Raw genomic sequence first — 23,072 nt, 5'->3', positions numbered from 1 at the left:
GGGCGTTGTCAGACCCATGGTCCACTCTGGACACATGAACGAGCTGACCCGTGTTCCCGTCCCCGACGGGTTCGCCATGTCGACCGAGATGTACGCGGGGGTGTCCGCGTGAGTGATCTCCTCATCCGCGAGATGACCCTCGCCGACTGCCCCCGCGTCTCGGAGATCCGCGTCCGCGGCTGGCAGGCCGCGTATCGGGGGTTGATACCGCAGCCCTACCTCGACGCTCTCAGCGTGGCCGAGGACACGGCACGGCGACGCGCGCGCTTCGGACAGGGCGGCGGCGAGGTCGTGAACCTGGTCGCGGAGCAGCACGACGAGGTGGTCGGCTGGGTCTGCCACGGGCCGAGCCGGGACGGTGAAGTCCGAACCGGGGACGCCGAGTTGTACGCGATCTACGTCCGTCCCGACCGGGTCGGCTGCGGGGTGGGGAGCGCGCTGCTGAGGGAGTCGACCATGCGGTGCGCCGCCGCCGGGTACGAGCGGATGCTGCTGTGGGTGCTCAAGGAGAACACCCCGGCCCGTCGCTTCTACGAACGGGCCGGGTTCACCCCCGACGGCGCAGAGGAACCCTTCGACGCCGATGGTGTCGCGGTGCCCGAGGTCCGCTACCTACGCGCGCTCACGGGCGCCGAGATCGGCTGACCTACGTTCTCGGCAGCCGGGCAAGTGCCCGTACCGCCGCCTGAGCGAGTGCCGGATGCGCCAGCGCCTCGTTGAGGACCGGTCGCGCGCGTATGTCGCCGAGCGCGCCCAGTCCCTCCACGCAGGCGAGGGCGACCCTGCGGTAGGGGTCGTGCGGACGCAGCCTGCGTTCCAGCGTGGTGATCAGGGCGGGGGCGGCCTCCGGGGCACGCAGCTCGGTGAGCAGGCGTACGGGGTGCAGGGCGTAGGCGACACGCAGCTCGTTGGTGGCGAGTGCGGCGGCCGCTCGTGCGGTGCGGGGGTCGCCGAGGCGGGCCAGAGCGTACGCGGCGGACCCGCAGCGCTCCGGGTCGCGGTGGTTGAGCAGCAGGACGAGCGCCTCGAAGGCCCGCCGGTCCCCCGCGACCCCGAGCCGGAAGGCGGCCAACTCCCGGGCCCACAGCGGCTGCCCGGGTTCGGTGAGCACCTCCGCCAGTTCGTCCACGTCCTCGGTGGTTACGAGCCGGTCGTACGTCACCGAAGCTCCGGCCTCGCCGTGTACACGCTCCGTGAGTGATCGCAACTCTTCGTCCATGACGTCGAGCCTAGGCAAACCTTTGAACTGCGGGGATGTACATCACAAACTCGGGGGCTGGCGCGCTCGTTACTGGCGGGTTAAGCTCAGACGAGCGAGTTACCCACTCGCCCCTTTCTTGCGGTGGCCTGGTGACGCAGCCGCCGTAAGAGCAGTCGGTTCGGTACTTCAGGTACCTCAGTACGACATGGCTCCGGGACAGAGCCGGTCGGCTTCACCGTTTCGCTGGGCCCATGTGCTTCGCCCAGGGACGGCACCGGGCGTGTGCGCTGGTCAGCCCGGCATCACCCGCAACAACTCCCGCTCCGTGTGCGCCTGTCGGCGTCCCCGCGTGCGGTCCTCAGTCGTCACCCTCTCCCTGGAGTCCCGCGATGGCCACTCCCCTTTCCGACACCTCTCTGTCCCCGTTGAAGACCGTCGCCGTCATCGGCCTCGGCACGATGGGCACCGGCATCGCCGAGGTCCTGGCGCGCGCCGGCCGCGACGTCATCGGCATCGACATCAGCGAGGCCGCTGCCGCCCAGGCGGTCACGGCGCTCGAAGCCTCCACCGCCCGCGCAGTGCGCCGCGAGCGTCTCACCGAGCAGGAGCGCGACGAGGTCCTGTCGCACTTCCGTACGTCCGGCGACCTGGCAGCCGCGGCCGACGCCGACCTGGTCATCGAGGTGACTCCGGAGTCGTACGACATCAAGCAGCAGGTCTTCCGCGCGCTGGACGGCATCGTCCGTCCGGGGACGATCCTGGCCACCGGCACGAACGCGCTGTCCGTGACGCGTCTGGCCGCCGACTCGGCCCACCCCGAGCGCGTCCTCGGCCTGCACTTCTTCAACCCGGCGCCCGCGATGCGGCTCGTCGAGGTCGTCTCCTCGGTGCTGACCGCGCCGGCGGCCGTCGCCGCGGTCACCGACCTGGCCATCGAGCTCGGCAAGGAGCCCGTCGCGGTCGGCGACCGCCCCGGTTTCGTCGCCGACGGGCTGCTGTTCGGCTACCTCAACCAGGCCGCCGCGATGTACGAGGCCAAGTACGCCTCCCGCGAGGACATCGACGCCGCGATGAAGCTCGGCTGCGGACTGCCGATGGGCCCGCTCGCCCTGCTCGATCTGATCGGGATCGACACCGCGCGGACGGTCCTGGAGGCCATGTACGCCGCGTCGCACGACCGGCTGCACGCCCCCGCGCCCCTCCTCAAACAGCTCAGCGAGGCGGGCCTGACCGGCCGGAAGTCGGGGCGCGGCTTCTACTCCTACGAGGCTCCCGGCAGCCCGGTCGTCGTGCGGGACGCGCTGACTCCCCTTGAAGGCGTCGCCCTCGCCCCGGGCCGCACCGTCCGCTCGGTCGGTGTCGCGGGCTCCGGCACCATGGCGTCCGGCATCGCAGAGGTCTTCGCGAAGGCCGGCTACGAGGTCGTCCTCGCGGCCCGCAGCGAGGAGAAGGCGCAGGCCGCCAAGGCCCGTATCGGCAAGTCGCTCTCGCGCTCCGTCGACAAGGGGCGGCTGACGGCGGAGGCGGCGGTTCAGACGCTGGACCGGATCACCCCGGCGGGCTCGTACGACGCCTTCGAGGACGTCGATCTCGCGCTGGAGGCGGTCGCCGAGGACCTGGAGGTCAAGCAGCAGCTGTTCGCGACGTTCGACAAGGTCTGCAAGCCCGGCGCGATCCTCGCCACCACCACGTCCTCGCTGCCCGTCGTCGCCTGCGCCCGCGCCACCTCACGCCCGGCGGACGTCATCGGCATGCACTTCTTCAACCCGGCGCCGGCGATGAAGCTCGTCGAGGTCGTGCGCACGGTCCTGACCGCGGACGACGTGCACGCCACCGTGCGCGAGGTCTGCGCGAAGATCCGCAAGCACCCGGTGGACTGCGGGGACCGGGCCGGTTTCATCGTCAACGCGCTGCTGTTCCCGTACCTGAACAACGCGATCAAGATGGTCCAGGAGCACTACGCGACGCTGGACGACATCGACGCCGCGATGAAGCTCGGCGGCGGATATCCCATGGGCCCCTTCGAGCTCCTGGACGTGGTCGGGCTCGATGTCTCGCTGGCCATCGAGAAGGTCCTGCACCGGGAGTTCCGTGACCCCGGGCTCGCCCCGGCGCCGCTCCTGGAGCATCTGGTGGCCGCGGGCTGCCTCGGCCGCAAGACGGGCCGCGGCTTCCGCGAATATGCCCGGCGCTGAGCGAGCGGGCGACGGGGTCGACGACAGCGCCCACTGGGGCGGCCTGCTCGACCCGCCCGGAAACCCCCCGCCCACGGAGGGCGGGGGGATCCCCGGACACGCGCACTCTCCTGCACAGATGCAGTACGTTCGGGGCATGTCCCAGCCCGCCAAGTCCTCACGTACACCTGCCACGTCCGACGCGCCGGAGAGTGCCGCGGGCAGTCGCGCGGCGGCCCAGCGGCTCAAGATGCGTCGCGAGCTGGCGGCGGCGGCCATGGAGCTGTTCGCGACCAAGGGATACGAGGCGACCACCGTCGACGAGATCGCGGCCCAGGCCGGGGTCGCCCGTCGCACGTTCTTCCGCCACTTCCGTTCCAAGGAAGAGGCGATCTTTCCCGACCACGACGACACCCTGATCCGGGCCGAGGCCGTGCTGAACGCGGCTCCCGCGCACGAGCACCCGCTCGACACGGTGTGCCGCGGCATCAAGGAAGTCATGAAGATGTACGCGGCCCAGCCCGAGATCTCCGTCTCGCGCTACAAGCTCACCCGCGAGGTGCCCACGCTGCGCGAGGCCGAGATCGCCTCCGTGGCGCGCTACGAGCGACTGTTCACCCGCTATCTGCTGGGCCACTTCGACGAGCACGCGCACGACGACGACGCCAACGACGACCCGCTGCTCGCGGAGGTCGCCGCGTCCGCGGTCGTCACGGCACACAACCATGTGCTGCGGCGCTGGCTCCGGGCGGGGGCGCAGGGCGATGTCGAGTCCCAGCTCGACCACGCCTTCTCGATCGTGCGGAAGACCTTCGGGACCGGGATCGGCGCGGGGCGCGAGCTCGCTCCCCAGGTGTCCTCGGCGTCCTCTTTCGCGGAGGGGGACGTTCTGGTGACCGTCGCCCGGGTCGACGCCCCGCTGGACCAGGTCATGCGGACCATCGAGCAGGCTCTCAGGGAGCGGTCGAAGTAAGGCACTCACCGATTTGACGCACGCACCGATGTAACGCACCCACTGATGTAACACACTCACCGATTCGCCGGACGCGTCCGATTTGGGCTCGTCCGGCCTTTTTTGTACCCCCGCCCGACCCTCACCTGATCGATCATCGCTCAAGTGTTACGTAAAGATTTCACCTGAGCACACTTTCTGGCACTCCGTGCCTTGTCAGGTGACACGGCGTGCCATACCTTGAAGGAGTCCGGGCGGCCGGCGTGCAGAGACCTTTCGTACGTCGGCTGTCCCCGTAAGCCAATGGCGAGCGCGCCCGGACGCCTGCGTCACAGGCAACTTCCTGCGCCCACCCGGCGCTGCCACAGCACCACCTCCGCCGAACCGACGGCACACCCCTCACACCCAGCAGCAGCACCGACGTAACCCTCAGCGTCTTCCCTCAAGACGCCAGTCGCCGGAGGCAACACCGTGAAGGAAATCCTGGACGCGATTCAGTCGGGGACGGCCACGTCCGCCGACTTCGCCGCTCTGCCGCTCCCCGAGTCGTACCGCGCGATCACCGTGCACAAGGACGAGACGGAGATGTTCGCCGGCCTCGAAACCCGCGACAAGGATCCCCGCAAGTCGATCCACCTCGACGATGTTCCGGTGCCCGAACTCGGCCCGGGCGAGGCCCTGGTGGCCGTGATGGCCTCCTCCGTCAACTACAACTCGGTGTGGACCTCGATCTTCGAACCGATGGCGACCTTCGGGTTCCTGGAGCGCTACGGCAGGCTCAGCGAACTCACCAAGCGGCACGACCTGCCGTACCACATCATCGGCTCCGACCTCGCGGGCGTCGTCCTGCGCACCGGCCCCGGAGTGAACGCCTGGCAGCCCGGTGACGAGGTCGTCGCGCACTGTCTGTCCGTCGAGCTGGAATCGTCGGATGGCCACAACGACACGATGCTCGACCCCGAGCAGCGCATCTGGGGCTTCGAGACCAACTTCGGCGGCCTCGCCGAGATCGCCCTCGTCAAGTCCAACCAGCTCATGCCCAAGCCGGACCATCTGAGCTGGGAGGAGGCTGCCGCCCCGGGCCTGGTGAACTCCACCGCGTACCGCCAACTGGTCTCCCGCAACGGCGCCGGCATGAAGCAGGGCGACAACGTCCTGATCTGGGGTGCAAGCGGTGGCCTCGGCTCGTACGCCACGCAGTTCGCGCTGGCCGGCGGCGCCAACCCGATCTGTGTCGTGAGCAGCCCGCAGAAGGCGGACATCTGCCGGGCGATGGGCGCCGAGGCGATCATCGACCGCAACGCCGAGGACTACCGCTTCTGGAAGGACGAGCACCACCAGGACCCCAAGGAGTGGAAGCGCTTCGGGAAGCGGATCCGCGAGCTGACCGGCGGCGAGGACGTGGACATCGTCTTCGAGCACCCGGGCCGCGAGACCTTCGGCGCGTCCGTCTACGTCACCCGCAAGGGCGGCACCATCGTCACCTGCGCCTCGACCTCCGGGTACAACCACGAGTACGACAACCGCTACCTGTGGATGTCCCTGAAGAAGATCGTGGGCTCGCACTTCGCCAACTACCGCGAGGCCTGGGAGGCCAACCGGCTCGTCGCCAAGGGCAAGATCCACCCGACGCTCTCCCGGGTGTACTCCCTGGAGGAGACCGGCCAGGCGGCCTACGACGTGCACCGCAACCTCCATCAGGGCAAGGTCGGAGTCCTGGCGCTCGCACCCCGCGAGGGCCTGGGCGTCCGCGACGAGGACAAGCGCGCCCAGCACATCGACGCCATCAACCGCTTCCGGAACGTCTGAGGTCACGTAGATGACTGAGCGACACAAAGACCGGCCGTGGCTCATGCGGACGTACGCCGGTCACTCCACCGCCGAGGCGTCCAACGAGCTGTACCGGCGCAACCTCGCCAAGGGGCAGACGGGTCTCTCGGTGGCCTTCGACCTGCCGACGCAGACCGGGTACGACCCCGACCACATCCTCGCCCGCGGCGAGGTCGGCCGGGTCGGCGTGCCGGTCTCGCACGTCGGTGACATGCGCCGGCTGTTCCAGGACATCCCGCTGGAGCAGATGAACACCTCGATGACCATCAACGCCACCGCCATGTGGCTGCTGGCGCTCTACCAGGTCGTCGCCGAGGAGCAGGGCGCGGACATCACCCAGCTCCAGGGGACGACCCAGAACGACATCGTGAAGGAGTACCTGTCGCGGGGAACGCACGTCTTCCCGCCGGTGCCCTCGCTGCGACTGACGACAGACATGATCACCTACACGGTGAACCACATCCCCAAGTGGAACCCGATCAACATCTGCAGCTACCACCTCCAGGAGGCGGGAGCCACTCCGGTCCAGGAGATCGCGTACGCGATGTCCACCGCGATCGCCGTACTGGACGCGGTGTTCGCGTCCGGGCAGATCGCCGAGGAACGCAAGGGCGATGTCGTCGCGCGTATCTCCTTCTTCGTGAACGCGGGCGTCCGCTTCATCGAGGAGATGTGCAAGATGCGGGCGTTCGGGCGGATCTGGGACAAGATCACGCGCGAGCGGTACGGCATCGAGGACCCCAAGCAGCGCCGCTTCCGGTACGGCGTCCAGGTCAATTCCCTCGGCCTGACCGAGGCCCAGCCGGAGAACAACATCCAGCGGATCGTCCTTGAGATGCTGGCCGTGACACTGTCGAAGGACGCACGCGCGCGTGCCGTGCAACTCCCTGCCTGGAACGAGGCGTTGGGCCTGCCCCGGCCCTGGGACCAGCAGTGGTCGCTGCGCATGCAGCAGGTGCTGGCCTACGAGAGCGACCTGCTGGAGTACGCGGACATCTTCGAGGGCTCGCACGTCATCGAGGCCAAGGTGGCTTCCCTGGTGGAGGAGTCGCTCGCCGAGATGGACCGCATCAAGGAGATGGGCGGCGCGATGGCCGCCGTCGAGTCGGGCTACCTGAAGTCGCAGCTCGTCGCCTCGCACGCCGAGCGCCGGGCCCGTATCGAGGGCGGCACCGACAAGATCGTCGGGGTCAACATCTTCGAGACGACCGAACCGAACCCGCTCACGGCCGACCTGGACGGGGCGATCCATACGGTCGACCCGGCGGTCGAGGCCCGGGTGGTCGCCGCCCTCCAGGAGTGGCGTGACACCCGCTATCAGCCGCCCTTCAACCACCCGCGCCCGTGCAAGGCGCTGGAGCGGCTGAAGGCCGCAGCCAAGGGCACCGAGAACCTCATGGAGGCCACTCTGGAGTGCGCCCGCGCCGGCGTCACGACGGGCGAATGGTCCGGGGCCCTGCGCGAGGTGTTCGGCGAGTTCCGCGCCCCCACCGGTGTCTCCTCCGCGCCCGTCACGGTCAGCGCCGAGGAGGGCACCGCGATGGCTCTGGTGCGCCGCAAGGTCGAGGTGACCGCCCGCGACCTCGGGGTCGGCAAGCTCCGCTTCCTGGTGGGCAAGCCGGGCCTGGACGGGCACTCCAACGGCGCCGAGCAGATCGCCGTGCGGGCCCGCGACGCCGGGTTCGAGGTGGTCTACCAGGGCATCCGGCTCACCCCTGAGGAGATCGTGGCCGCGGCCGTCGCCGAGGACGTGCACGGTGTCGGTCTGTCGATCCTGTCCGGCTCGCACGCCCAGCTGGTGCCGGACGTGCTGGAGCGGCTGCGCGAGGCCGGAGCGGGCGACATCCCGGTGATCGCCGGCGGGATCATCCCGAACGCCGACGCCGAACTGCTGCGGGCCGCGGGAGTGGCCGCGGTCTTCACCCCGAAGGACTTCGACATCACCGGAATCATCGGCCGTATCGTCGACGAGATCCGCAAAGCGAACAAGCTCGATCCCCTGGAGGTCCCCGCATGACCAGCCCCGCCCCCGTGAACCGGCTTCGCCCGCGACGCTCCTGCCTCGCGGTGCCGGGAAGCAACCCCCGCTTCCTGGAGAAGGCCCAGGGCCTCCCCGCGGACCAGGTCTTCCTGGACCTCGAGGATGCGTGCGCGCCGCTCGCCAAGCCCGAGGCGCGGCACACCATCGTCAAGTTCCTCAACGAGGGCGACTGGACCGGCAAGACGAGGGTCGTGCGCGTCAACGACTGGACGACCGAGTGGACGTACCGCGATGTCGTGACCGTGGTCGAGGGCGCGGGCCAGAACCTCGACTGCATCATGCTGCCGAAGGTGCAGGACGCCCAGCAGGTGGTCGCTCTCGACCTGCTGCTGACACAGATCGAGAAGACGATGGGCTTCGAGGTCGGCAGGATCGGCATCGAGGCGCAGATCGAGAACGCCAAGGGCCTGGTCAACGTCAACGAGATCGCGGCCGCCTCGCCGCGCACCGAGACCATCATCTTCGGCCCGGCCGACTTCATGGCGTCGATCAACATGAAGACCCTGGTCGTGGGCGAACAGCCGCCCGGCTACGGCGCGGACGCCTACCACTACATCCTGATGAAGATCCTGATGGCGGCCCGTACCTACGACCTCCAGGCGATCGACGGCCCCTACCTGCAGATCCGCAACGTGGACGGTTACCGCGAGGTCGCGCAGCGCGCCGCCGCCCTCGGCTTCGACGGCAAGTGGGTGCTGCACCCGGGCCAGGTCGAGGCGTCGAACGAGATCTTCTCGCCCTCCCAGGAGGACTTCGACCACGCCGAACTGATCCTGGACGCCTACGAGTACTGCACGTCCGAGGCCGGCGGCAAGAAGGGCTCCGCGATGCTCGGCGACGAGATGATCGACGAGGCCAGCCGCAAGATGGCGCTCGTCATCTCGGGCAAGGGCCGGGCAGCAGGTATGCAGCGCACGTCCAAGTTCGAAGCTCCGGAGGCCTGAGCACCATGCAGTTCGGACGCACCTACGAGGAGTTCGAGGTCGGCGCGGTCTACAAGCACTGGCCCGGAAAGACGGTCACGGAGTACGACGACCACCTCTTCTGTCTGCTGACCATGAACCACCACCCGCTCCACATGGACGCCAACTACGCCGAGAACACCACGGACTTCGGCAAGAACGTCGTGGTCGGCAACTACATCTACTCACTGCTGCTCGGCATGTCGGTGCCGGACGTGTCCGGCAAGGCGATCGCCAACCTGGAGGTCGAGTCACTGAAGCACGTGGCGCCGACCTTCCACGGCGACACGGTCTACGGCGAGACGACGGTCCTCGACAAGACGCCCTCGAAGTCGAAGAACGACCGCGGAATCGTCTACGTCGAGACCAAGGGCTACAAGCAGGACGGCACGCTGGTCTGTGTGTTCCGCCGCAAGGTGATGGTCCCCACCGAGACGTACATCAAGGAGCGCGGCGGCGAGCAGCCCGGCCGCCCCCAGCTCAAGGAGCAGGAGAAGTAGCCATGGCGCGACTCGCCCAGACCGCCGGTCTCACCGACATCCAGCAGGAAATCCTCTCCACCGTCCGGGACTTCGTGGACAAGGAGATCATCCCGGTCGCTACCGGGCTGGAGCACCGCGACGAGTACCCGCAGCAGATCGTCGACGGCCTCAAGGAGTTGGGCCTCTTCGGGCTGATGATCCCCGAGGAGTACGGCGGTCTGGGCGAGTCCCTCCTGACGTACGCGCTGTGCGTCGAGGAGATCGCCCGCGGCTGGATGTCGGTCTCCGGGATCATCAACACCCACTTCATCGTGGCGTACATGCTCAAGCAGCACGGCACTCAGGAGCAGAAGGACCACTTCCTGCCGCGCATGGCGCTGGGCGAGGTGCGGGGCGCCTTCTCGATGTCGGAGCCGGCGCTTGGCTCGGACGTGTCGGCGATCACGTCAAAGGCGGTCAAGGACGGCGACGAGTACGTCCTGAACGGTCAGAAGATGTGGCTGACGAACGGCGGTACGTCCAACCTGGTGGCCGTCCTCGTGAAGAGTGACGAAGGACACCCGGAGGGCACCCCTGCTCACAAGTCGATGACAACCTTCCTGGTCGAGAAGGAGCCCGGCTTCGGGGAGGTCCGCCCCGGCCTCACCATCCCCGGGAAGATCGACAAGATGGGTTACAAGGGTGTCGACACCACCGAACTCATCATGGACGGACTACGCATTCCGGCCAATCGTGTGCTCGGCGGGACCACCGGCCGGGGGTTTTACCAAATGATGGACGGTGTCGAGGTGGGGCGCGTGAATGTGGCGGCGCGTGGCTGCGGCGTCGCACAACGTGCGTTCGAGCTGGGTGTCTCCTATGCCCAGCAGCGTCACACTTTCGGCAAGCCGATCGCCCAGCACCAGGCGATCCAGTTCAAGCTGGCCGAGATGGCTACCAAGGTCGAGGCCGCCCATGCGATGATGGTGAACGCAGCACGCAAAAAGGACTCCGGCGAACGAAACGACCTCGAAGCAGGGATGGCGAAGTACCTCGCCTCCGAATACTGCAAGGAAGTAGTCGAGGACGCCTTCCGGATCCACGGCGGCTACGGCTTCTCCAAGGAGTACGAGATCGAGCGCCTCTACCGCGAGGCTCCGATGCTGCTGATCGGCGAAGGTACCGCCGAGATCCAGAAAATGATCATCGGGCGCAGGCTGCTCGAAGAGTACCGACTGCAGGGATAGATGTCCCGGTTAGGGGTGTTTCCTTCGATAAGAACATCACACCCCGTCAGCGCTCTTCAGCCGCCGACTCGGCTTCCTGGCTTGCCCAGTTGTGGCCCGCGACCGGTACGATCCCGGGAAAGCCGCCGTCCCCCGTTTTCTCAGCGCGGCATCATCCGCTACGAAGGTCATCCATGCCCCACAGCCAAACCTCTGCACCTCGCGACAGCCTGGCAGGCGTACGCCTCGCGCGCGGAGCATCGCCGTGGCTTCTCCCGACCGTCGCCACCGCAGCACTCAGCCTGGTACGCGCGCGCCGCTCCGGCGCCGCCAAGGCCGTGGCCGTACCCGCCACCGCGCTCGCGGCGGGCATGCTGTGGTTCTTCCGGGACCCCGAGCGCGAGATCACCCAGGGCCGGGTCATCTCGCCCGCCGACGGCGTGGTGCAGAGCATCATGCCCTGGAAGGACGGACGCACCCGCGTCGCGATCTTCATGAGCCCGCTGAACGTCCACGTCAACCGCGCGCCTCTCGCCGGCACGGTGACATCGGTCGAGCACATCCCCGGTGGGTTCGTTCCGGCGTTCAACAAGGAGAGCGAGAACAACGAGCGCGTCGTCTGGCACTTCGACACCGAGCTCGGTGACATCGAGATGATCCAGATCGCCGGCGCGGTCGCCCGCCGTATCGTTCCCTACATCCCTCAGGGTACGAAGGTCGAGCAGGGCGAGCGGATCGGTCTGATCCGCTTCGGCTCGCGCGTCGACATCTACCTCCCCGAGGGTGTCGAGGTGGACGTGGAGGTCGGTCAGAAGACCGTGGCTGGGGTGACTCGAATTGACCGTGATTGATCCCGAGACGCAGGCCCGCAGCGGCTGGGTGCCGGAGGCCGACGAGGCGGACGACGAGGAGGAGATGCCCCTCTCCCTCCGCCTCTCGATAGCGGACACCCTCACCCTGGGCAACGCGACCTGCGGCTTCATGGCGGTGTACTTCACCACCACCGGCATCCTGATCCCGCACCTCACGGGCAGCCAGGAGACCGGCATGGCGCGGCACAGCGCCGCCACGGCCGTCATCCTCATGCTGTGCGCGGCGGTCTTCGACCTCTTCGACGGCCTGGTGGCCCGCAAGCTGCGCTCCTCCCCCATGGGCGCCGAACTGGACAACCTGTCCGACCTGATCAGCTTCGGGCTCGCTCCGGCGTACTTCGTGCTGGTCTACGGCATGGTCGCGGACGACGCGCACCAGCGGGTGGCGGCGGTCGGGGCCATCGTGGTCCTCCTCGCGGTCGTACTGAGACTCGCGCGCTTCTCCTGCGTCACGGTCAAGGACGGCACGTTCCAGGGCATGCCGTCGCCCTTCGGGGCGCTCACCGTGGTCTCCATCGTCCTGCTGGAGCTGCCGTTCGTCGCCACGCTCATGGCGATCCTCGGCATCGCCTGGCTGATGGTGAGCCGGGTCGAGTACCCGAAGCCGCGGGGGCCCCTCGCGGTGGCGATGCTCTCCTGGATCGTGGTCTCCATGGGCCTGCTCGCCGCCTGGGCCTTCGACGCCCCGGGTGGTCAGCTGCTGCTCCAGACCGGCTGTGCGCTGCAGCTGGTGACGGGCGCGGTGATCCCGCTCTTCGCCACGGCCCGCAGGGTGAACAACTTCCGGGACAACCGGCGTGAGGCGCGGGCGGCACAACTGCCGTAGCGCGCTCGTACGTGACCGAAGGGCTCCGAACCACCCGGTTCGGGGCCCTTCGGCGTTGTCTGTCAGGTGCCAGGCGTGTAGCTCTCCGCGACGGACGAGGCCGCGGCCTCCCGTACGACCGTCATCCCGCCCACCGCGTCCTTGTCCGGCCGCAGGATGATGCTCTGTTTCGAGGACGGTGACTTCGGGTCGCTGAAGTCCTGGGTGACGCCGAAGCCCGGGTCGAAGGCGGTGATGGTCAGCAGAGCCTTGTCGACGCCCTCGCGGGTGAGGTCCTTGCTGTCGCAGGCCTTCTTGAGGGCCTCGCCGAAGGCGGCGGCCGCGGTCCAGCCGGCCACCACTCCGTTGTCGAGGGAGTCCTTCGGGTACGCGGTCGTGTAGTCCTCGACGAGCTTCTTGCCCTCCGGGGTGTCGGCTCCGATGGGGAGCGAGGGCGAGGCCACGTGGTAGTTGGCCATCAGGGCCGGGCCCGCCTGGGTGGCGAGCAGCTGGGGGGCGAAGGCCGAGTTGTTGCCGATGATCGGCACATTGAACTGCCCGGCCGCCGCGACACCGACCAGCGAGGCCGCCTGGCGCGGGCCCGCGCTGATCACGATCGCCTTGACACCGGCCTGCTTGAGGGCGGCGACCTGGGCGGTCATGTCGTTGTCGGTCGGCTTGATCTTCTGCTCGACGACGGTGAGCCCGGACTCCTTCGCCATGTACTTGGAGCCGACCAGAGCGTTCTCGCCGTAGTCACCCTCGAAGTACACGTGACCGATCCTGTCGCCTCTCTTGATGCCCTTCTCCTTGATCAGGAAGTCGACGGCGTTGATCGTCTCGATGTCGTACGTGGATCCGATGACCCGGATGTACGGGCTGCCCAGCAGGGTGGCCGACCAGGCCTGCGGCAGCACGAGCCCCTTGTCCTGGCCGTCCACGCGCTGTTTGACGGCGGCGACGAACGGCGAGCCGATGAACTGCGTGAAGCCCAGCACCTTGGGTGCCAGCTCCGTGTATCCGGACACCGCCTTCTGCGGGTCGTAGCCGTGGTCGCGCACGGTGAGTGCCAGCCGGTAGCCGCACACACCGCCGTCGGCGTTGAGCTGCTTCACATAGAGCTGCTGTGCCTGGGTGACGCTCTTGCCGAGAGTGGCGTAGACGCCGGTCATGTCGGTGAGCGCGCCGAGGGTGATGGTCCCGCCGGAGATGCCGTCGCCGGTCTTCACCCCGCCGGTGGCCGTCTCCTTGTCGTCGTCCCCGTCCTTGGCCTTGGAACTGCACCCGGCCAGCACGAGCAGGGCGGCCAGCGTTCCGGCGGCCGCCCTTGCCACATATGTCGTCCTCATCGTTCCTCCCCTGGAGTGGGCCCTTCGACGGGCCTTGGGTCGGGCCTTGGGTCGGGCCTTGGGTCGGTTTTTCCGTTCGGCTCGGCGCTACGCCGGGCGGCCACCCTGACCAGGCCGCCCGGTAGGAAGAGCACCACCGCCACGACTGCGGCGCCGTACAGGTAGCGGGATGCCTCGCCCGGTGTGATCCCGCCGGTCCCGGGGTCGGAGACCAGGGGCAGCGCGTCGCTGTAGCGGGTCAGCAGCTGAGGCAGCAGGGAGACGAACGCGGCCCCGACCACCGCCCCGGCGACCGAGCCGAGTCCGCCGATCACGATCATGGCGAGGTACTCCAGCGAGAGGATCACGCCGAAGTAGTCCGGCACCGTCCGCTGGAAGATCAGCGCGAGCAGGACACCGGCCAGACCCGCGTACATCGAGGACAGTACGAAGACCGCGGCGCGGTAGCGGGCGACCGGCACGCCGATCACTCCGGCCGCGATCCGGTGGTCACGGATCGCGTTCATGGCCCGGCCCGGCCGCCCCCGCAGCACTCCCCGGGCGAAGAGCGCGCAGCCGAGCAGCATCACGAGTCCCGCGTACCAGAGCTTCTCGGCGGAGCCGAACGGCACGGCGGCGACGATGAGTTCACGGTCGTCGAAGGTGAGGCCGAAGAGGCTGAGGGGCGGTACGTCGCGGCCGTTGAAGCCGCCCGTCAGGTCACGCGCGTTGAACAGCACATGCTGGCCGATGAAGATCAGGGCGAGGGTCGCGATGCCGAGGTACGCGCCGCGCAGCCGCCCGGCGATGGGGCTGAACAGGCCGCCCGCGACGCCCGCGGCCAGCACGGCCAGGACGGTGGCGAGCCAGGTCGGAAGCCCGAGCCCGGTCAGGCCGTCGCCTCCGTCACCGGCGAACACGCAGTAGCCGTACGCGCCGACCGCGAGGAAGAAGGCGTGCCCCATGGAGAGTTGTCCGGTCGCGCCGGTGAGGAGGTTGATGCCGATCGCGCCGATCCCGAAGGCCATCGCGAACAGGCCCGCCTGGAGCCAGAAGCGGTCCAGGTAGAAGGGCAGAGCGAGCAGGAGGACTGCGGCGGCGCACCGGGCGTACGTCCGGGGGCGGGTGAGCCACAGCGGTCGGGTGCCGCTCGTCAGGACGTCAGACACGGGCGAGCTCCTTCGTACCGAAGAGCCCGGCGGGCCGGATGAGGAGGATCACGACCATCACGAGGTACGGGGCGAGGTCGCCAAGTCCCCTTCCCAGGAAGGCCAGATCACTCTGGTAGCCGGTGGCGAGGGACTCCGTGATCCCGACGAGCAGACCGCCGACCAGCGCGCCCGTCGTGGAGTCGAGGCCCCCGAGGATCGCGGCCGGGAACGCCTTCAGCGCGGCGAGCGAGGTGGCCCGCTCCAGACCCGGGGTCGGGAAGACGGTGAGGAACAGGGCGGCGACCGCGGCGAGTCCGCCTGCCACCGCCCAGGCGCCGAGCGAGACCCGCCCGAGCCGTACGCCCATGAGGGCGGCGGTCTCCGGGTTCTCCGCGGCGGCGCGCATCGCCACGCCCCAGGATGTGTACCGGAAGGCCAGCAGAAAGGCCGTGATGAGCAGGGCCGCGGCGACGAACGCGGCGATTCGCGTGTGCGCGAGGGAGACCGGCCCGACGGTGAGCACCGCGTCGCCCCACGGGTCGCCGAGCGGCAGCACGTCCGTGCCGATCCTGCGGGTCAGTTCGGTGGTGAGCAGGATGTCCACGCCGATGGTGACGATGGCCAGGACACTGTGGTCGGACCCTCGGTAGCGCCGCATCACCAGGAACTCCACCGCCGCCCCCACCAGCGCGGCGCCCGCGATTCCGGCGGCCAGCGCGGGCCAGAAGCCGATGTCGTCGTGGAGTACGGCGGTGACGTACCCGCCCGCGAGCAGCAGCGAGGCGTGCGCGAAGTTGACGACCTCGGTGGCACGGAAGATGACGACGAAGCCGAGGGCGATGAGGGCGTAGACGGAGCCCAACGAGACGCCGTTGAGGAGGAGTTCGGCCAAGGTGCTCATGAGGGGGCCACCTCTCCGTCGGGGTGCTGGCCGTCGGGACGCTCACCGTCCGAGCGCTCGCCCAGATAGGCCCGTACGACCGCCGGATCGTTCTGTACGTCGGCGGAGGCGCCGTCCGCGATCAGGCGGCCGAAGTCCAGTACCGTCACGGCGTCCGCGAGCCGCATCACCACCCCCATGTCGTGTTCCACCAGCACGATCGAGATGCCGAGGCTGTCGCGGACGCCCGCGACGACCGTGGCGGTGCGGCGCCGTTCGTCGGCGGTCATGCCCGCGACCGGTTCGTCGAGGAGCAGGAGCCGGGGCTCCATGCACAGGGCCCGGGCGAGTTCGGCGAGCTTCTGCTGCCCGTACGGGAGCGAGCCCGCGGGGCGGCCGAGTTGGTGCTCCAGACCGACGAACTCGGCGATTTCACGCACGCGTTCGCGATGCCGGGCCTCCTCGCGTGCCGCCGCCGGGAGCCGCAGTCCGGCGGCGACGAAGCCGGTGCGGGTCAGCCGGTGACGGCCGAGCAGCAGGCAGTCCTCGACCGTGGTGTGCGGCGGCAGGGCGAGGTTCTGGAAGATCCGGGCGACGCCCAGGCCCGCGATCCGGTGGGGAGGCAGACCCGTCAGCTCGTGGTCGCCGAAGCGGACACTGCCGGATGCGGGGCGGCAGACACCGGACAGGACGTCGAAGCAGGTGGACTTTCCCGCCCCGTTGGGGCCGATGAGCGCGTGCACCGTACCGGGGCGGACGGTGAAGCTCACGGTGTCCAGGGCCGTCAGGCCGGCGAAGCGGACCGTCAACTCCCTTACCGCGAGCGGGGGAACGTCCGGCACGGGACTCACCCCTCCCACCGGGACAGGGTCGGCCGGATCCCGCGCGCCGGTGCGGCGTCGGCCGCCGCGTCCTCGTCGACCACGCCCAGATAGCGGCGGCGGACCTCGTCGGAGGCGGCGAGTTCGTCGGCCGATCCGGAGAGGGTCACCTCGCCGACTTCGAGGACGTACGCGCGCGAGGCGAGCCGCAGGGCGAGCGCCGCGTTCTGCTCGACGAGCAGGACCGAGGTGCCCTGGGCGTTGATCTCCCGCACGGTGTCGGCGATTCGCCGGGCCATCAACGGTGCCAGACCGAGGGAGGGTTCGTCGAGCAGGAGCAATTGCGGGGTGGCCATCAGAGCCCGCGCGACCGCGAGCATCTGCTGTTCGCCACCGGACAGGAGGCCCGCCCGCTGTTGCGCGCGCTCGGCGAGAACGGGGAACAGGTCGTGCACGCGGCGCAGGGCCCGCGCCCGCTGCGCCCGGCCGCCCACCGCGCCGAGCGCTCCGGCCCGCAGATTGTCCGCGACCGTCATCCGGGCGAACACCCTTCGTCCTTCCGGTACCTGGGACACCCCGGCGGCCACCACCCGGTCCGGGGACAGCCGGTCGAGCGGGCGCCCGCCGAGACCGATCGTGCCGCCGGTCACCGCTCCCCCGTGGAAGGAGAGCGTCCGGCAGATGGCCCGCAGCAGCGTCGACTTGCCCGCGCCGTTGCTGCCGAGGACGGTGACCACGGCTCCCTCGGGTACTTCCAGAGACACCTGGCGCAGTGCGCGTACGGGGCCGTAGCCGACCGACAGATCCCGTACGAGCAGAGCGGAACCGCCCATGGCGCTGCCCCCTCCCCGTCTCCTCGCTCGGTGTGGCGCTCACCTCAGCACCGGTCCGGGCGCACGTCCACGGGATGCGGGCGAAACGCGGCGGGTGCCCAGAGGTGGTGGCCGGCCGTTGTGCACGCGCACAACACCGCGTGTCAGGGGCCTGTCCGAGGCGCCGTCCCGGTGGCATCCTCCGGCCATGGGCGGACGCCGACCGCGGACCGGTCAAGACTGGAAGCTGCTCGCGGAGTCCTGCGCGGCTCTGCTGGAACGGCTGCCCGAGCTCGTCGACGAGCACCTGAGGCAGCTCACCGAGTACTCCCCCGTCTACGGACAGGTGCTGCCGTACGACCAGCAGTGGCGGGAGGCGGAGGCCGCGATGCGCGTCGGCATCCAGACGATCTCCGCGCCGCGGGACTCACCACGCCGCGATCTGGAGTACGCCGAGGACGCGGGCCGCCGCAGGGCCCAGCAGGGGCTTCCGCTGGAGCTGCTGGTGCATGCCTACCGCGCCGCGGGCTACCTCGTGTGGGACGCGTTGATGGAAGGCGCGGTGGGGCGGGAACCGGAGCGGATCGCGATGCTCATGCGTTCGGCGACCATGGTGTGGTCCGCCGTGGACGCGCAGGCCACGACCGCCACGGACGCGTACCGGGCCACCGAGACGGAGCTGCGGCGGCGTACGGACGAGCAGTTGCAGGCGCTCCTTGACGCCCTGCTGGAGGGGCAGGAGACGCCCGGGCTCGCGGCGCGCGCCGCCGCCGGGCTCGACCTGCCGGAGCACGGGCCGTACGCCGTGGTCGTGCTGCGTGCCGAGCGCCACGACGGCCGGGACGTGTGCTCCCGGCCCGTGCTCGGTGCGGGGCTGCGTCTCATCTGGCGGATGCGGGCGGACTGCGAGGTGGGCGTGGTGGCGTTGGGGACCGGGCAGGGGCTCGACGGGGTGGCCCGTCTCCTCGACGGACGGTGTCTGGGGCCCGGCGGTATCAGTCCCGTGGTGGCCGGTCTCGCCGAGCTGGGCCGGGCCCGGCGGCTCGCCGAGCTGGCGCTGCGTACCTGCCCGCCGGACGCCAGGGATGTCGTACGCCTCGACCAGCGGATGCCGACCGCGCTCGTCGTGAGCCAGCCGGAGCTGGCGGGGCGCCTGGTGGCGGATGTCTTCGGGGCGCTGCTGGAGCTGGAGCCCGGCGACCGGGCCGTGCTCCTGGAGACGCTCGACGTGTGGCTGGCGTGCGAGGGCTCGGCCGGACGGGCCGCGGGCCGGCTGTACTGCCACCGGAACACGGTGTTCAACCGCCTGCGCCGGCTGGAGCAACTGACATCGCGGTCGCTGGCCCGGCCTCGGGATCTGATCGAGATGACGTTGGCGTTGGATGCGTATCGGTTGTCGGGAGTGGCGGGGCGGTGAGGCGTTATCTCGCCCCCTCCGCCCCCAGTCCCCACCCGCTCAGGACAAGAAGTCCCGCCCGATGTTCTCCGCCACCTTCTCCAGGATCGGCCCCGCGTCCTCGATGCACTTCGCGATGTCGGGCTCCACCTCTGTGAGGGGGTAGGCACGGCGAATGCCGGCCTTGCCGAGGGCTTCCGGGCGAAGGCGCAGGCGCCCGCAGACCGCGACCACCTCCTTGCCCGCGGCACGCGCGGCGGCGGCAACCCCGGCAGGAGCCTTGCCATGAAGGGTCTGCTCGTCGAGAGAACCCTCACCGGTGATCACCAGCGTGGCCCGCTCCAGCGCCGCCGCGAAGCCGAGGACGTCGAGCATGACCTCGATTCCGGGGCGGAAGCGGGCGCCGAGCACGAGCGCGCCGTACCCGATACCGCCCGCGGCACCCGCACCGGGCGCCGCCGCGTACTCAGCGGCCTTGGAACCGATGGCCTTCTCCAGGACGGCGGCGAAATGGCCGAGCGCCGCGTCCAGGGTGGCCACATCGTCGGGGTTCGCGCCCTTCTGCGGGCCGTACACGGCGGGCGCGCCCTTGGGACCCGTGAGCGGGTTGTCCACGTCGGAGGCGAGCACGAAGTCCACCGAGGCCGAGGAGATCCGGGCGTCGAGACCGGACAGATCCGCGGTCACGACATCGCTCAGAGAACCACCGCCAGGGGCGACGGGCTCACCCTCCGCGTCCAGGAACCGCGCACCGAGCGCCGACAGCATGCCCGCGCCCCCGTCCGTCGTGGCGCTGCCACCCACGCCGAACACGATGGACCGCGCCCCGGCGTCCAGCGCGGCCCGCAGCAGCTCCCCTGATCCGTACGTCGAGGACGTGAGCGGCGCGAAGACCCCGGCGGGCAGCCGCTGCAGCCCACTGGCCTCCGCCATCTCCACGACCGCTGTGTCGCCCCGCAAGGCGTACGCCGCCGTGACCTCGTCACCGAGCGGCCCGGCGACCCGCACCTCACGCCGTTCGAACCCGGCCGCGACGGCCGCGGCGACCGTCCCGTCGCCGCCGTCGGCCACCGGCAGCGACTCGACCTCGACCTGCGGCGCGACACGGCGCAGCCCGGCCGTCACCCGCTCGGCGACCTGCACGGCCGTCAGCGATCCCTTGAACTTGTCCGCGGCGATCAGCACATGTGCCGCCTGCCGAGTCCGGTTCACAGCAGCGTCCGCCACCTTGCATCCCCTTGCTTTCTGGCCTTGCACACGTCAAGGCAGTCGCGCCGCTGCGACCTTAACCGGAGGAAGCCCCCGCCGTCATGCCCCGCCGGTCCCCAGGAACACCGCGCGTGTATGCCCGGAATTGGGTAGACCGGAGCTATGACCTCTGTGGGCACCGAGCTCGCCGACCGCATCCATGGGGGCTGGCTGGGCCGGATCGCGGGCAACATGCTCGGCAAACCGGTCGAGCAGGGCGACCACTGGACGCGGGACCGGATCGACCGCTATCTGCGGCAGGCCGCGGCCCTGCCCCTCACCGACTACCTGCCCGGACCTGCCGCCGACGGAGGCGGAAGCGGAAGCGGGAGTGGCGAGTTCGAGCTGCGGCCCGAGTGGCGCAGTTGCGTACGGGGCCGTATCCACGGCAGCTGCCGCGACGACGACGTGGACTACGCGATCCTCGGACTCGACCTGCTGGAGACACACGGCTTCGACTTCAGCACCGAGCAGGTCGGCGACCTGTGGCTGCTGCGGCTGCCGTATCTGCAGACGTTCACGGCGGAGCGAGCCACGTATCGCAACCTCGCCAACGGGCTCAAACCGCCGCTGACAGCGACGTACGACAATCCCTACCAGGAGTGGATCGGGGCTCTGATCCGCGCCGACGTCTACGGCTGGACCTGCCCCGACGCGCCACGCCGCGCGGCCTCACTGGCCCGCCGTGACGCCGTCCTCTCGCACACCGGCAACGGTGTGTACGGCGCTATGTGGGCCGCGGCACTGATCTCGGCGGCCTTCACCGCGCCGACCGTGCGGCACGCGCTGGACACGGCCCTCACGGTGATCCCCGCGAGCTGCCGCCTCGCGCGCACCGTGCGCCGGGTGCTCACGCTCCACGAGACCCGGATGACCTGGGAGGACACGCTCACCACGGTCTCCGAGGAGACCAGGGGGCTCGGCTGGATCCACGCGATCCCGAACGCCGCGGTCCTGACCGCCGGGCTGCTGTACGGCGACGGCGACTTCACCCGCACCATCGCCCTGACCGTCCGCGGCGGCCTGGACACCGACTCCAACGGCGCGACCGCGGGCTCCGTGGCCGGTGTCCTGTGCGGGGCTGCGGCGATCCCACCTCAGTGGCAGGACCCGCTGGAGGACACCGTACGCAGTGCGGTGTTCGGGTTCGACGGGGTGCGGATCAGCGAGCTGGCTGCCCGGACGGTCGCGCTGACGCGGGCCCCCTAGCTCACAGGAGCGGGGGCGTCACGGCGGCTGCGGCAGCGGCAGCGGCAGCGGCAGCGGCAGCGGCAGCGGCAGCGGCAGCGGCAGCGGCAGCGGCAGCGGCAGCGGCAGCGGCAAACGAACCACGACGTCATCGCGTTCCGTTCCCCGGTCTGCCGTTGTCGCCGTCCGGTTGCCGGCGACCTCGAAGTGGCGTGCGTACGCCCGGCGTTGGAGGGGGCTCCGTGGCTGAGTCCGTCCGATCCACCCATCCTCCGAACCGGGCAGCGAGTCCGAGGAACGACTGCGCAAGCTCGCTACCCTTCGTGGGTGACCACTCAAGACTTCGCGACATACATCGCGGGCCTCCCCCGCGTCCTCGCCGGTGCGGCCGCCCTTTTCCGCGACGCCGACGGGCGTGTCCTGCTCGTCGAGCCGAACTACCGTGACGGTTGGGCGCTGCCGGGCGGCACGGTCGAGTCGGACGAAGGGGAGACTCCGCGCCAGGGCGCCCGCCGGGAGACCGCCGAGGAGATCGGCCTCGACATCGAACTCGGCCGGCTGCTCGCGGTGGACTGGGTGCACGGCACGGCTCGGCCCCCGCTGGTGGCCTATCTGTACGACGGTGGAGTCCTCACGGAGCGGGAACTCAAGGCGATCCGCTTGCAGGAGGAGGAGCTCCTGTCCTGGCGCCTCGTCCCACGGGACGAGCTGGCCGAGCACCTCCCGGGCGCACTGGGGCGTCGCGTCATGACCGCGCTCGACGTACTGGCCGAGGGCACGGGGACCGCGGAGCTGGAAAACGGACACCGAGTCGGCTGACTTCGGAAGCCGGAAACGGGCGCCGAGTCGGCTGACTCCGGAAGCCGGCCTCCGGATCAGCCTCGGGCAGGGTCCAGCGGCTTGACGTGCACCCTCCGACGGCAGAACCCATTCGCCTCGCGCAGGCACTCGTCCTACCCTCGGCCCATGAGCAAGCCTCTCGTCGCCATCCTGAGTGGAGCCGGTATCTCCACCGATTCCGGGATCCCTGACTATCGCGGGCCGAACGGCCTGTGGCGCCGGGATCCGGAGGCCGAGAAGCTGGTGACCTACGAGTACTACATGGGCGATCCGGAGATCCGGCATCGGTCCTGGCAGATGCGCCGGAAGAACCGGACGCTGCGGGCCGAACCCAACACGGCGCACGGGGCGGTGGCGGAGCTGGAGCGGTCCGGTGTACCGGTGCGGGTGATCACACAGAACGTGGACGGGCTGCACCAACTCGCCGGCATGCCCGCCCGCAAGGTGCTCGAACTGCACGGCACCGCCCGGACCGTGGTGTGCACCCAGTGCGATGCCAGGGCACCGATGGAGGACGCGCTCGCGCGAGTGGAGGCCGGAGAGGACGACCCCCGGTGCCTGGCGTGCGGCGGAATCCTCAAGTCGGCGACGGTGATGTTCGGCGAGCGGCTCGACCCCGTCGTACTCGGCGAGGCCCTCGCGATCACCAAGGGGTGCCAGGTCTTCATTGCCGTCGGGACCAGCCTCCAGGTACAGCCCGCCGCCGGACTCGCCGGGGTGGCCGCGGACCACGGGGCCCGGCTCATCATCGTCAACGCCGAACCGACGCCGTACGACGACCGCGCGGACGAGGTCATCCGGGAGCCCATCGGCACCGCCCTGCCCGAGCTGCTTCATCGGCTGGGCACCGAGAGCGAGTCATAGGGCCCCGCCCCAGCTTGCCC

At 69.8% G+C, this 23,072-nt stretch carries 21 protein-coding genes; 14 read left to right on the top strand and 7 right to left on the bottom strand.

Annotated features, from left to right (window positions below; all coding sequences use genetic code 11):
- Positions 1 to 132 precede the first annotated feature (132 nt).
- Entirely contained in the window at positions 133 to 645 is a 513-nt protein-coding gene (locus ACFYPC_RS04635) for a GNAT family N-acetyltransferase (protein WP_388671996.1), read from the top strand.
- A gap of 1 nt (position 646) precedes the next feature.
- Here the strand turns inward: ACFYPC_RS04635 and ACFYPC_RS04630 are convergent, their stop codons facing one another.
- Positions 647 to 1,219, bottom strand: a complete 573-nt coding sequence (locus ACFYPC_RS04630) for an adenylosuccinate lyase (protein ID WP_388670674.1) — start codon at positions 1,217 to 1,219, stop codon at positions 647 to 649.
- A gap of 371 nt (positions 1,220 to 1,590) precedes the next feature.
- Between ACFYPC_RS04630 and ACFYPC_RS04625 the strand changes: the two genes are divergently transcribed.
- From ACFYPC_RS04625 to pssA, 9 genes are all read left to right on the top strand, one after another.
- The gene (locus tag ACFYPC_RS04625) at positions 1,591 to 3,396 is read left to right on the top strand and encodes a 3-hydroxyacyl-CoA dehydrogenase family protein (RefSeq protein WP_388670671.1); all 1,806 of its coding nucleotides are present in this window, start codon (positions 1,591 to 1,593) and stop codon (positions 3,394 to 3,396) included.
- Positions 3,397 to 3,532: 136 nt separating this feature from the next.
- The gene (locus ACFYPC_RS04620; RefSeq protein ID WP_388670668.1) at positions 3,533 to 4,348 is read left to right on the top strand and encodes a TetR family transcriptional regulator; all 816 of its coding nucleotides are present in this window, start codon (positions 3,533 to 3,535) and stop codon (positions 4,346 to 4,348) included.
- Between the two features lie 450 nt (positions 4,349 to 4,798).
- Positions 4,799 to 6,136, top strand: coding sequence for a crotonyl-CoA carboxylase/reductase (gene ccrA, locus ACFYPC_RS04615; protein ID WP_388670665.1), 1,338 nt, complete (start codon positions 4,799 to 4,801; stop codon positions 6,134 to 6,136).
- Between the two features lie 10 nt (positions 6,137 to 6,146).
- Positions 6,147 to 8,174 (top strand): protein meaA, encoded by a 2,028-nt coding sequence (locus ACFYPC_RS04610; protein ID WP_388670662.1) that lies wholly within the window; start codon positions 6,147 to 6,149, stop codon positions 8,172 to 8,174.
- The gene (locus ACFYPC_RS04605; protein WP_388670659.1) at positions 8,171 to 9,142 is read left to right on the top strand and encodes an HpcH/HpaI aldolase/citrate lyase family protein; all 972 of its coding nucleotides are present in this window, start codon (positions 8,171 to 8,173) and stop codon (positions 9,140 to 9,142) included. Before ACFYPC_RS04610 ends, ACFYPC_RS04605 begins: the two co-directional genes overlap by 4 nt.
- A gap of 5 nt (positions 9,143 to 9,147) precedes the next feature.
- A complete protein-coding gene (locus ACFYPC_RS04600; protein WP_386673519.1) occupies positions 9,148 to 9,660 on the top strand; it encodes a MaoC family dehydratase in 513 nt (170 codons plus the stop codon).
- Positions 9,661 to 9,662: 2 nt separating this feature from the next.
- A complete protein-coding gene (locus tag ACFYPC_RS04595; RefSeq protein ID WP_388670655.1) occupies positions 9,663 to 10,868 on the top strand; it encodes an acyl-CoA dehydrogenase family protein in 1,206 nt (401 codons plus the stop codon).
- 173 nt (positions 10,869 to 11,041) lie between these two features.
- Positions 11,042 to 11,698 carry a phosphatidylserine decarboxylase gene (locus tag ACFYPC_RS04590; protein ID WP_385740337.1) on the top strand — a complete coding sequence of 219 codons (657 nt, stop codon included), beginning with the start codon at positions 11,042 to 11,044 and terminating at the stop codon, positions 11,696 to 11,698.
- 28 nt (positions 11,699 to 11,726) lie between these two features.
- Positions 11,727 to 12,545 carry a CDP-diacylglycerol--serine O-phosphatidyltransferase gene (gene pssA, locus ACFYPC_RS04585; RefSeq protein WP_384387248.1) on the top strand — a complete coding sequence of 273 codons (819 nt, stop codon included), beginning with the start codon at positions 11,727 to 11,729 and terminating at the stop codon, positions 12,543 to 12,545.
- 62 nt (positions 12,546 to 12,607) lie between these two features.
- Here pssA and ACFYPC_RS04580 read toward each other — a convergent pair whose 3' ends face one another.
- Genes ACFYPC_RS04580 through ACFYPC_RS04560 form a run of 5 tightly spaced genes read right to left on the bottom strand, consistent with a single transcriptional unit; the run spans position 12,608 to position 17,537 of the window.
- Positions 12,608 to 13,873: an ABC transporter substrate-binding protein gene (locus ACFYPC_RS04580; RefSeq protein ID WP_388670651.1), complete on the bottom strand. Its 1,266-nt coding sequence runs from the start codon at positions 13,871 to 13,873 to the stop codon at positions 12,608 to 12,610.
- Positions 13,870 to 15,021, bottom strand: a complete 1,152-nt coding sequence (locus ACFYPC_RS04575; RefSeq protein WP_388670648.1) for a branched-chain amino acid ABC transporter permease — start codon at positions 15,019 to 15,021, stop codon at positions 13,870 to 13,872. Before ACFYPC_RS04575 ends, ACFYPC_RS04580 begins: the two co-directional genes overlap by 4 nt.
- Complete coding sequence (locus tag ACFYPC_RS04570; protein WP_388670645.1) at positions 15,014 to 15,904, bottom strand: branched-chain amino acid ABC transporter permease; 891 nt, start codon at positions 15,902 to 15,904, stop codon at positions 15,014 to 15,016. The genes ACFYPC_RS04575 and ACFYPC_RS04570 overlap by 8 nt, the downstream gene beginning before the upstream one ends.
- The gene (locus ACFYPC_RS04565; protein ID WP_388670642.1) at positions 15,901 to 16,734 is read right to left on the bottom strand and encodes an ABC transporter ATP-binding protein; all 834 of its coding nucleotides are present in this window, start codon (positions 16,732 to 16,734) and stop codon (positions 15,901 to 15,903) included. The genes ACFYPC_RS04570 and ACFYPC_RS04565 overlap by 4 nt, the downstream gene beginning before the upstream one ends.
- Positions 16,731 to 17,537 (bottom strand): ABC transporter ATP-binding protein, encoded by an 807-nt coding sequence (locus ACFYPC_RS04560; RefSeq protein ID WP_388670639.1) that lies wholly within the window; start codon positions 17,535 to 17,537, stop codon positions 16,731 to 16,733. The genes ACFYPC_RS04565 and ACFYPC_RS04560 overlap by 4 nt, the downstream gene beginning before the upstream one ends.
- 187 nt (positions 17,538 to 17,724) lie before the next feature.
- Between ACFYPC_RS04560 and ACFYPC_RS04555 the strand changes: the two genes are divergently transcribed.
- Positions 17,725 to 18,933, top strand: a complete 1,209-nt coding sequence (locus tag ACFYPC_RS04555) for a helix-turn-helix domain-containing protein (RefSeq protein WP_388670636.1) — start codon at positions 17,725 to 17,727, stop codon at positions 18,931 to 18,933.
- A gap of 39 nt (positions 18,934 to 18,972) precedes the next feature.
- On the opposite strand, the gene ACFYPC_RS04550 is transcribed toward ACFYPC_RS04555, so the two are convergent.
- Entirely contained in the window at positions 18,973 to 20,097 is a 1,125-nt protein-coding gene (locus ACFYPC_RS04550; protein WP_388671993.1) for a glycerate kinase, read from the bottom strand.
- Between the two features lie 186 nt (positions 20,098 to 20,283).
- On the opposite strand from ACFYPC_RS04550, the gene ACFYPC_RS04545 reads away from it, so the two are divergent.
- The 3 genes from ACFYPC_RS04545 to ACFYPC_RS04535 all read left to right on the top strand — a co-directional run bounded on the left by ACFYPC_RS04545 (position 20,284) and on the right by ACFYPC_RS04535 (position 23,052).
- A complete protein-coding gene (locus ACFYPC_RS04545; protein WP_388670633.1) occupies positions 20,284 to 21,369 on the top strand; it encodes an ADP-ribosylglycohydrolase family protein in 1,086 nt (361 codons plus the stop codon).
- Between the two features lie 306 nt (positions 21,370 to 21,675).
- Positions 21,676 to 22,167, top strand: a complete 492-nt coding sequence (locus ACFYPC_RS04540) for an NUDIX domain-containing protein (RefSeq protein WP_388670630.1) — start codon at positions 21,676 to 21,678, stop codon at positions 22,165 to 22,167.
- A 147-nt stretch (positions 22,168 to 22,314) separates the two neighbouring features.
- The gene (locus tag ACFYPC_RS04535; RefSeq protein WP_388670627.1) at positions 22,315 to 23,052 is read left to right on the top strand and encodes an NAD-dependent deacetylase; all 738 of its coding nucleotides are present in this window, start codon (positions 22,315 to 22,317) and stop codon (positions 23,050 to 23,052) included.
- Positions 23,053 to 23,072: the final 20 nt, after the last annotated feature.

Origin of the sequence: Streptomyces sp. NPDC005808 (genome assembly GCF_042871385.1) — a bacterium.
Taxonomy (GTDB): domain Bacteria; phylum Actinomycetota; class Actinomycetes; order Streptomycetales; family Streptomycetaceae; genus Streptomyces.
This window is presented reverse-complemented; position numbering and strand designations above follow the sequence as displayed.

Excerpts from the sequence above, each read along its gene's own strand:
- ACFYPC_RS04580 (WP_388670651.1), bottom strand. The coding sequence starts at position 13,873 with ATGAGGACGACATATGTGGCAAGGGCGGCCGCCGGAACGCTGGCCGCC.
- ACFYPC_RS04535 (WP_388670627.1), top strand. The coding sequence starts at position 22,315 with ATGAGCAAGCCTCTCGTCGCCATCCTGAGTGGAGCCGGTATCTCCACC.
- ACFYPC_RS04610 (WP_388670662.1), top strand. The coding sequence starts at position 6,147 with ATGACTGAGCGACACAAAGACCGGCCGTGGCTCATGCGGACGTACGCC.
- ACFYPC_RS04605 (WP_388670659.1), top strand. The coding sequence starts at position 8,171 with ATGACCAGCCCCGCCCCCGTGAACCGGCTTCGCCCGCGACGCTCCTGC.
- ACFYPC_RS04590 (WP_385740337.1), top strand. The coding sequence starts at position 11,042 with ATGCCCCACAGCCAAACCTCTGCACCTCGCGACAGCCTGGCAGGCGTA.
- ACFYPC_RS04625 (WP_388670671.1), top strand. The coding sequence starts at position 1,591 with ATGGCCACTCCCCTTTCCGACACCTCTCTGTCCCCGTTGAAGACCGTC.
- ACFYPC_RS04570 (WP_388670645.1), bottom strand. The coding sequence starts at position 15,904 with ATGAGCACCTTGGCCGAACTCCTCCTCAACGGCGTCTCGTTGGGCTCC.
- ACFYPC_RS04600 (WP_386673519.1), top strand. The coding sequence starts at position 9,148 with ATGCAGTTCGGACGCACCTACGAGGAGTTCGAGGTCGGCGCGGTCTAC.
- ACFYPC_RS04555 (WP_388670636.1), top strand. The coding sequence starts at position 17,725 with ATGGGCGGACGCCGACCGCGGACCGGTCAAGACTGGAAGCTGCTCGCG.
- ACFYPC_RS04620 (WP_388670668.1), top strand. The coding sequence starts at position 3,533 with ATGTCCCAGCCCGCCAAGTCCTCACGTACACCTGCCACGTCCGACGCG.
- ACFYPC_RS04635 (WP_388671996.1), top strand. The coding sequence starts at position 133 with ATGACCCTCGCCGACTGCCCCCGCGTCTCGGAGATCCGCGTCCGCGGC.
- ACFYPC_RS04595 (WP_388670655.1), top strand. The coding sequence starts at position 9,663 with ATGGCGCGACTCGCCCAGACCGCCGGTCTCACCGACATCCAGCAGGAA.
- ACFYPC_RS04560 (WP_388670639.1), bottom strand. The coding sequence starts at position 17,537 with ATGGGCGGTTCCGCTCTGCTCGTACGGGATCTGTCGGTCGGCTACGGC.
- ACFYPC_RS04630 (WP_388670674.1), bottom strand. The coding sequence starts at position 1,219 with ATGGACGAAGAGTTGCGATCACTCACGGAGCGTGTACACGGCGAGGCC.
- ACFYPC_RS04545 (WP_388670633.1), top strand. The coding sequence starts at position 20,284 with ATGACCTCTGTGGGCACCGAGCTCGCCGACCGCATCCATGGGGGCTGG.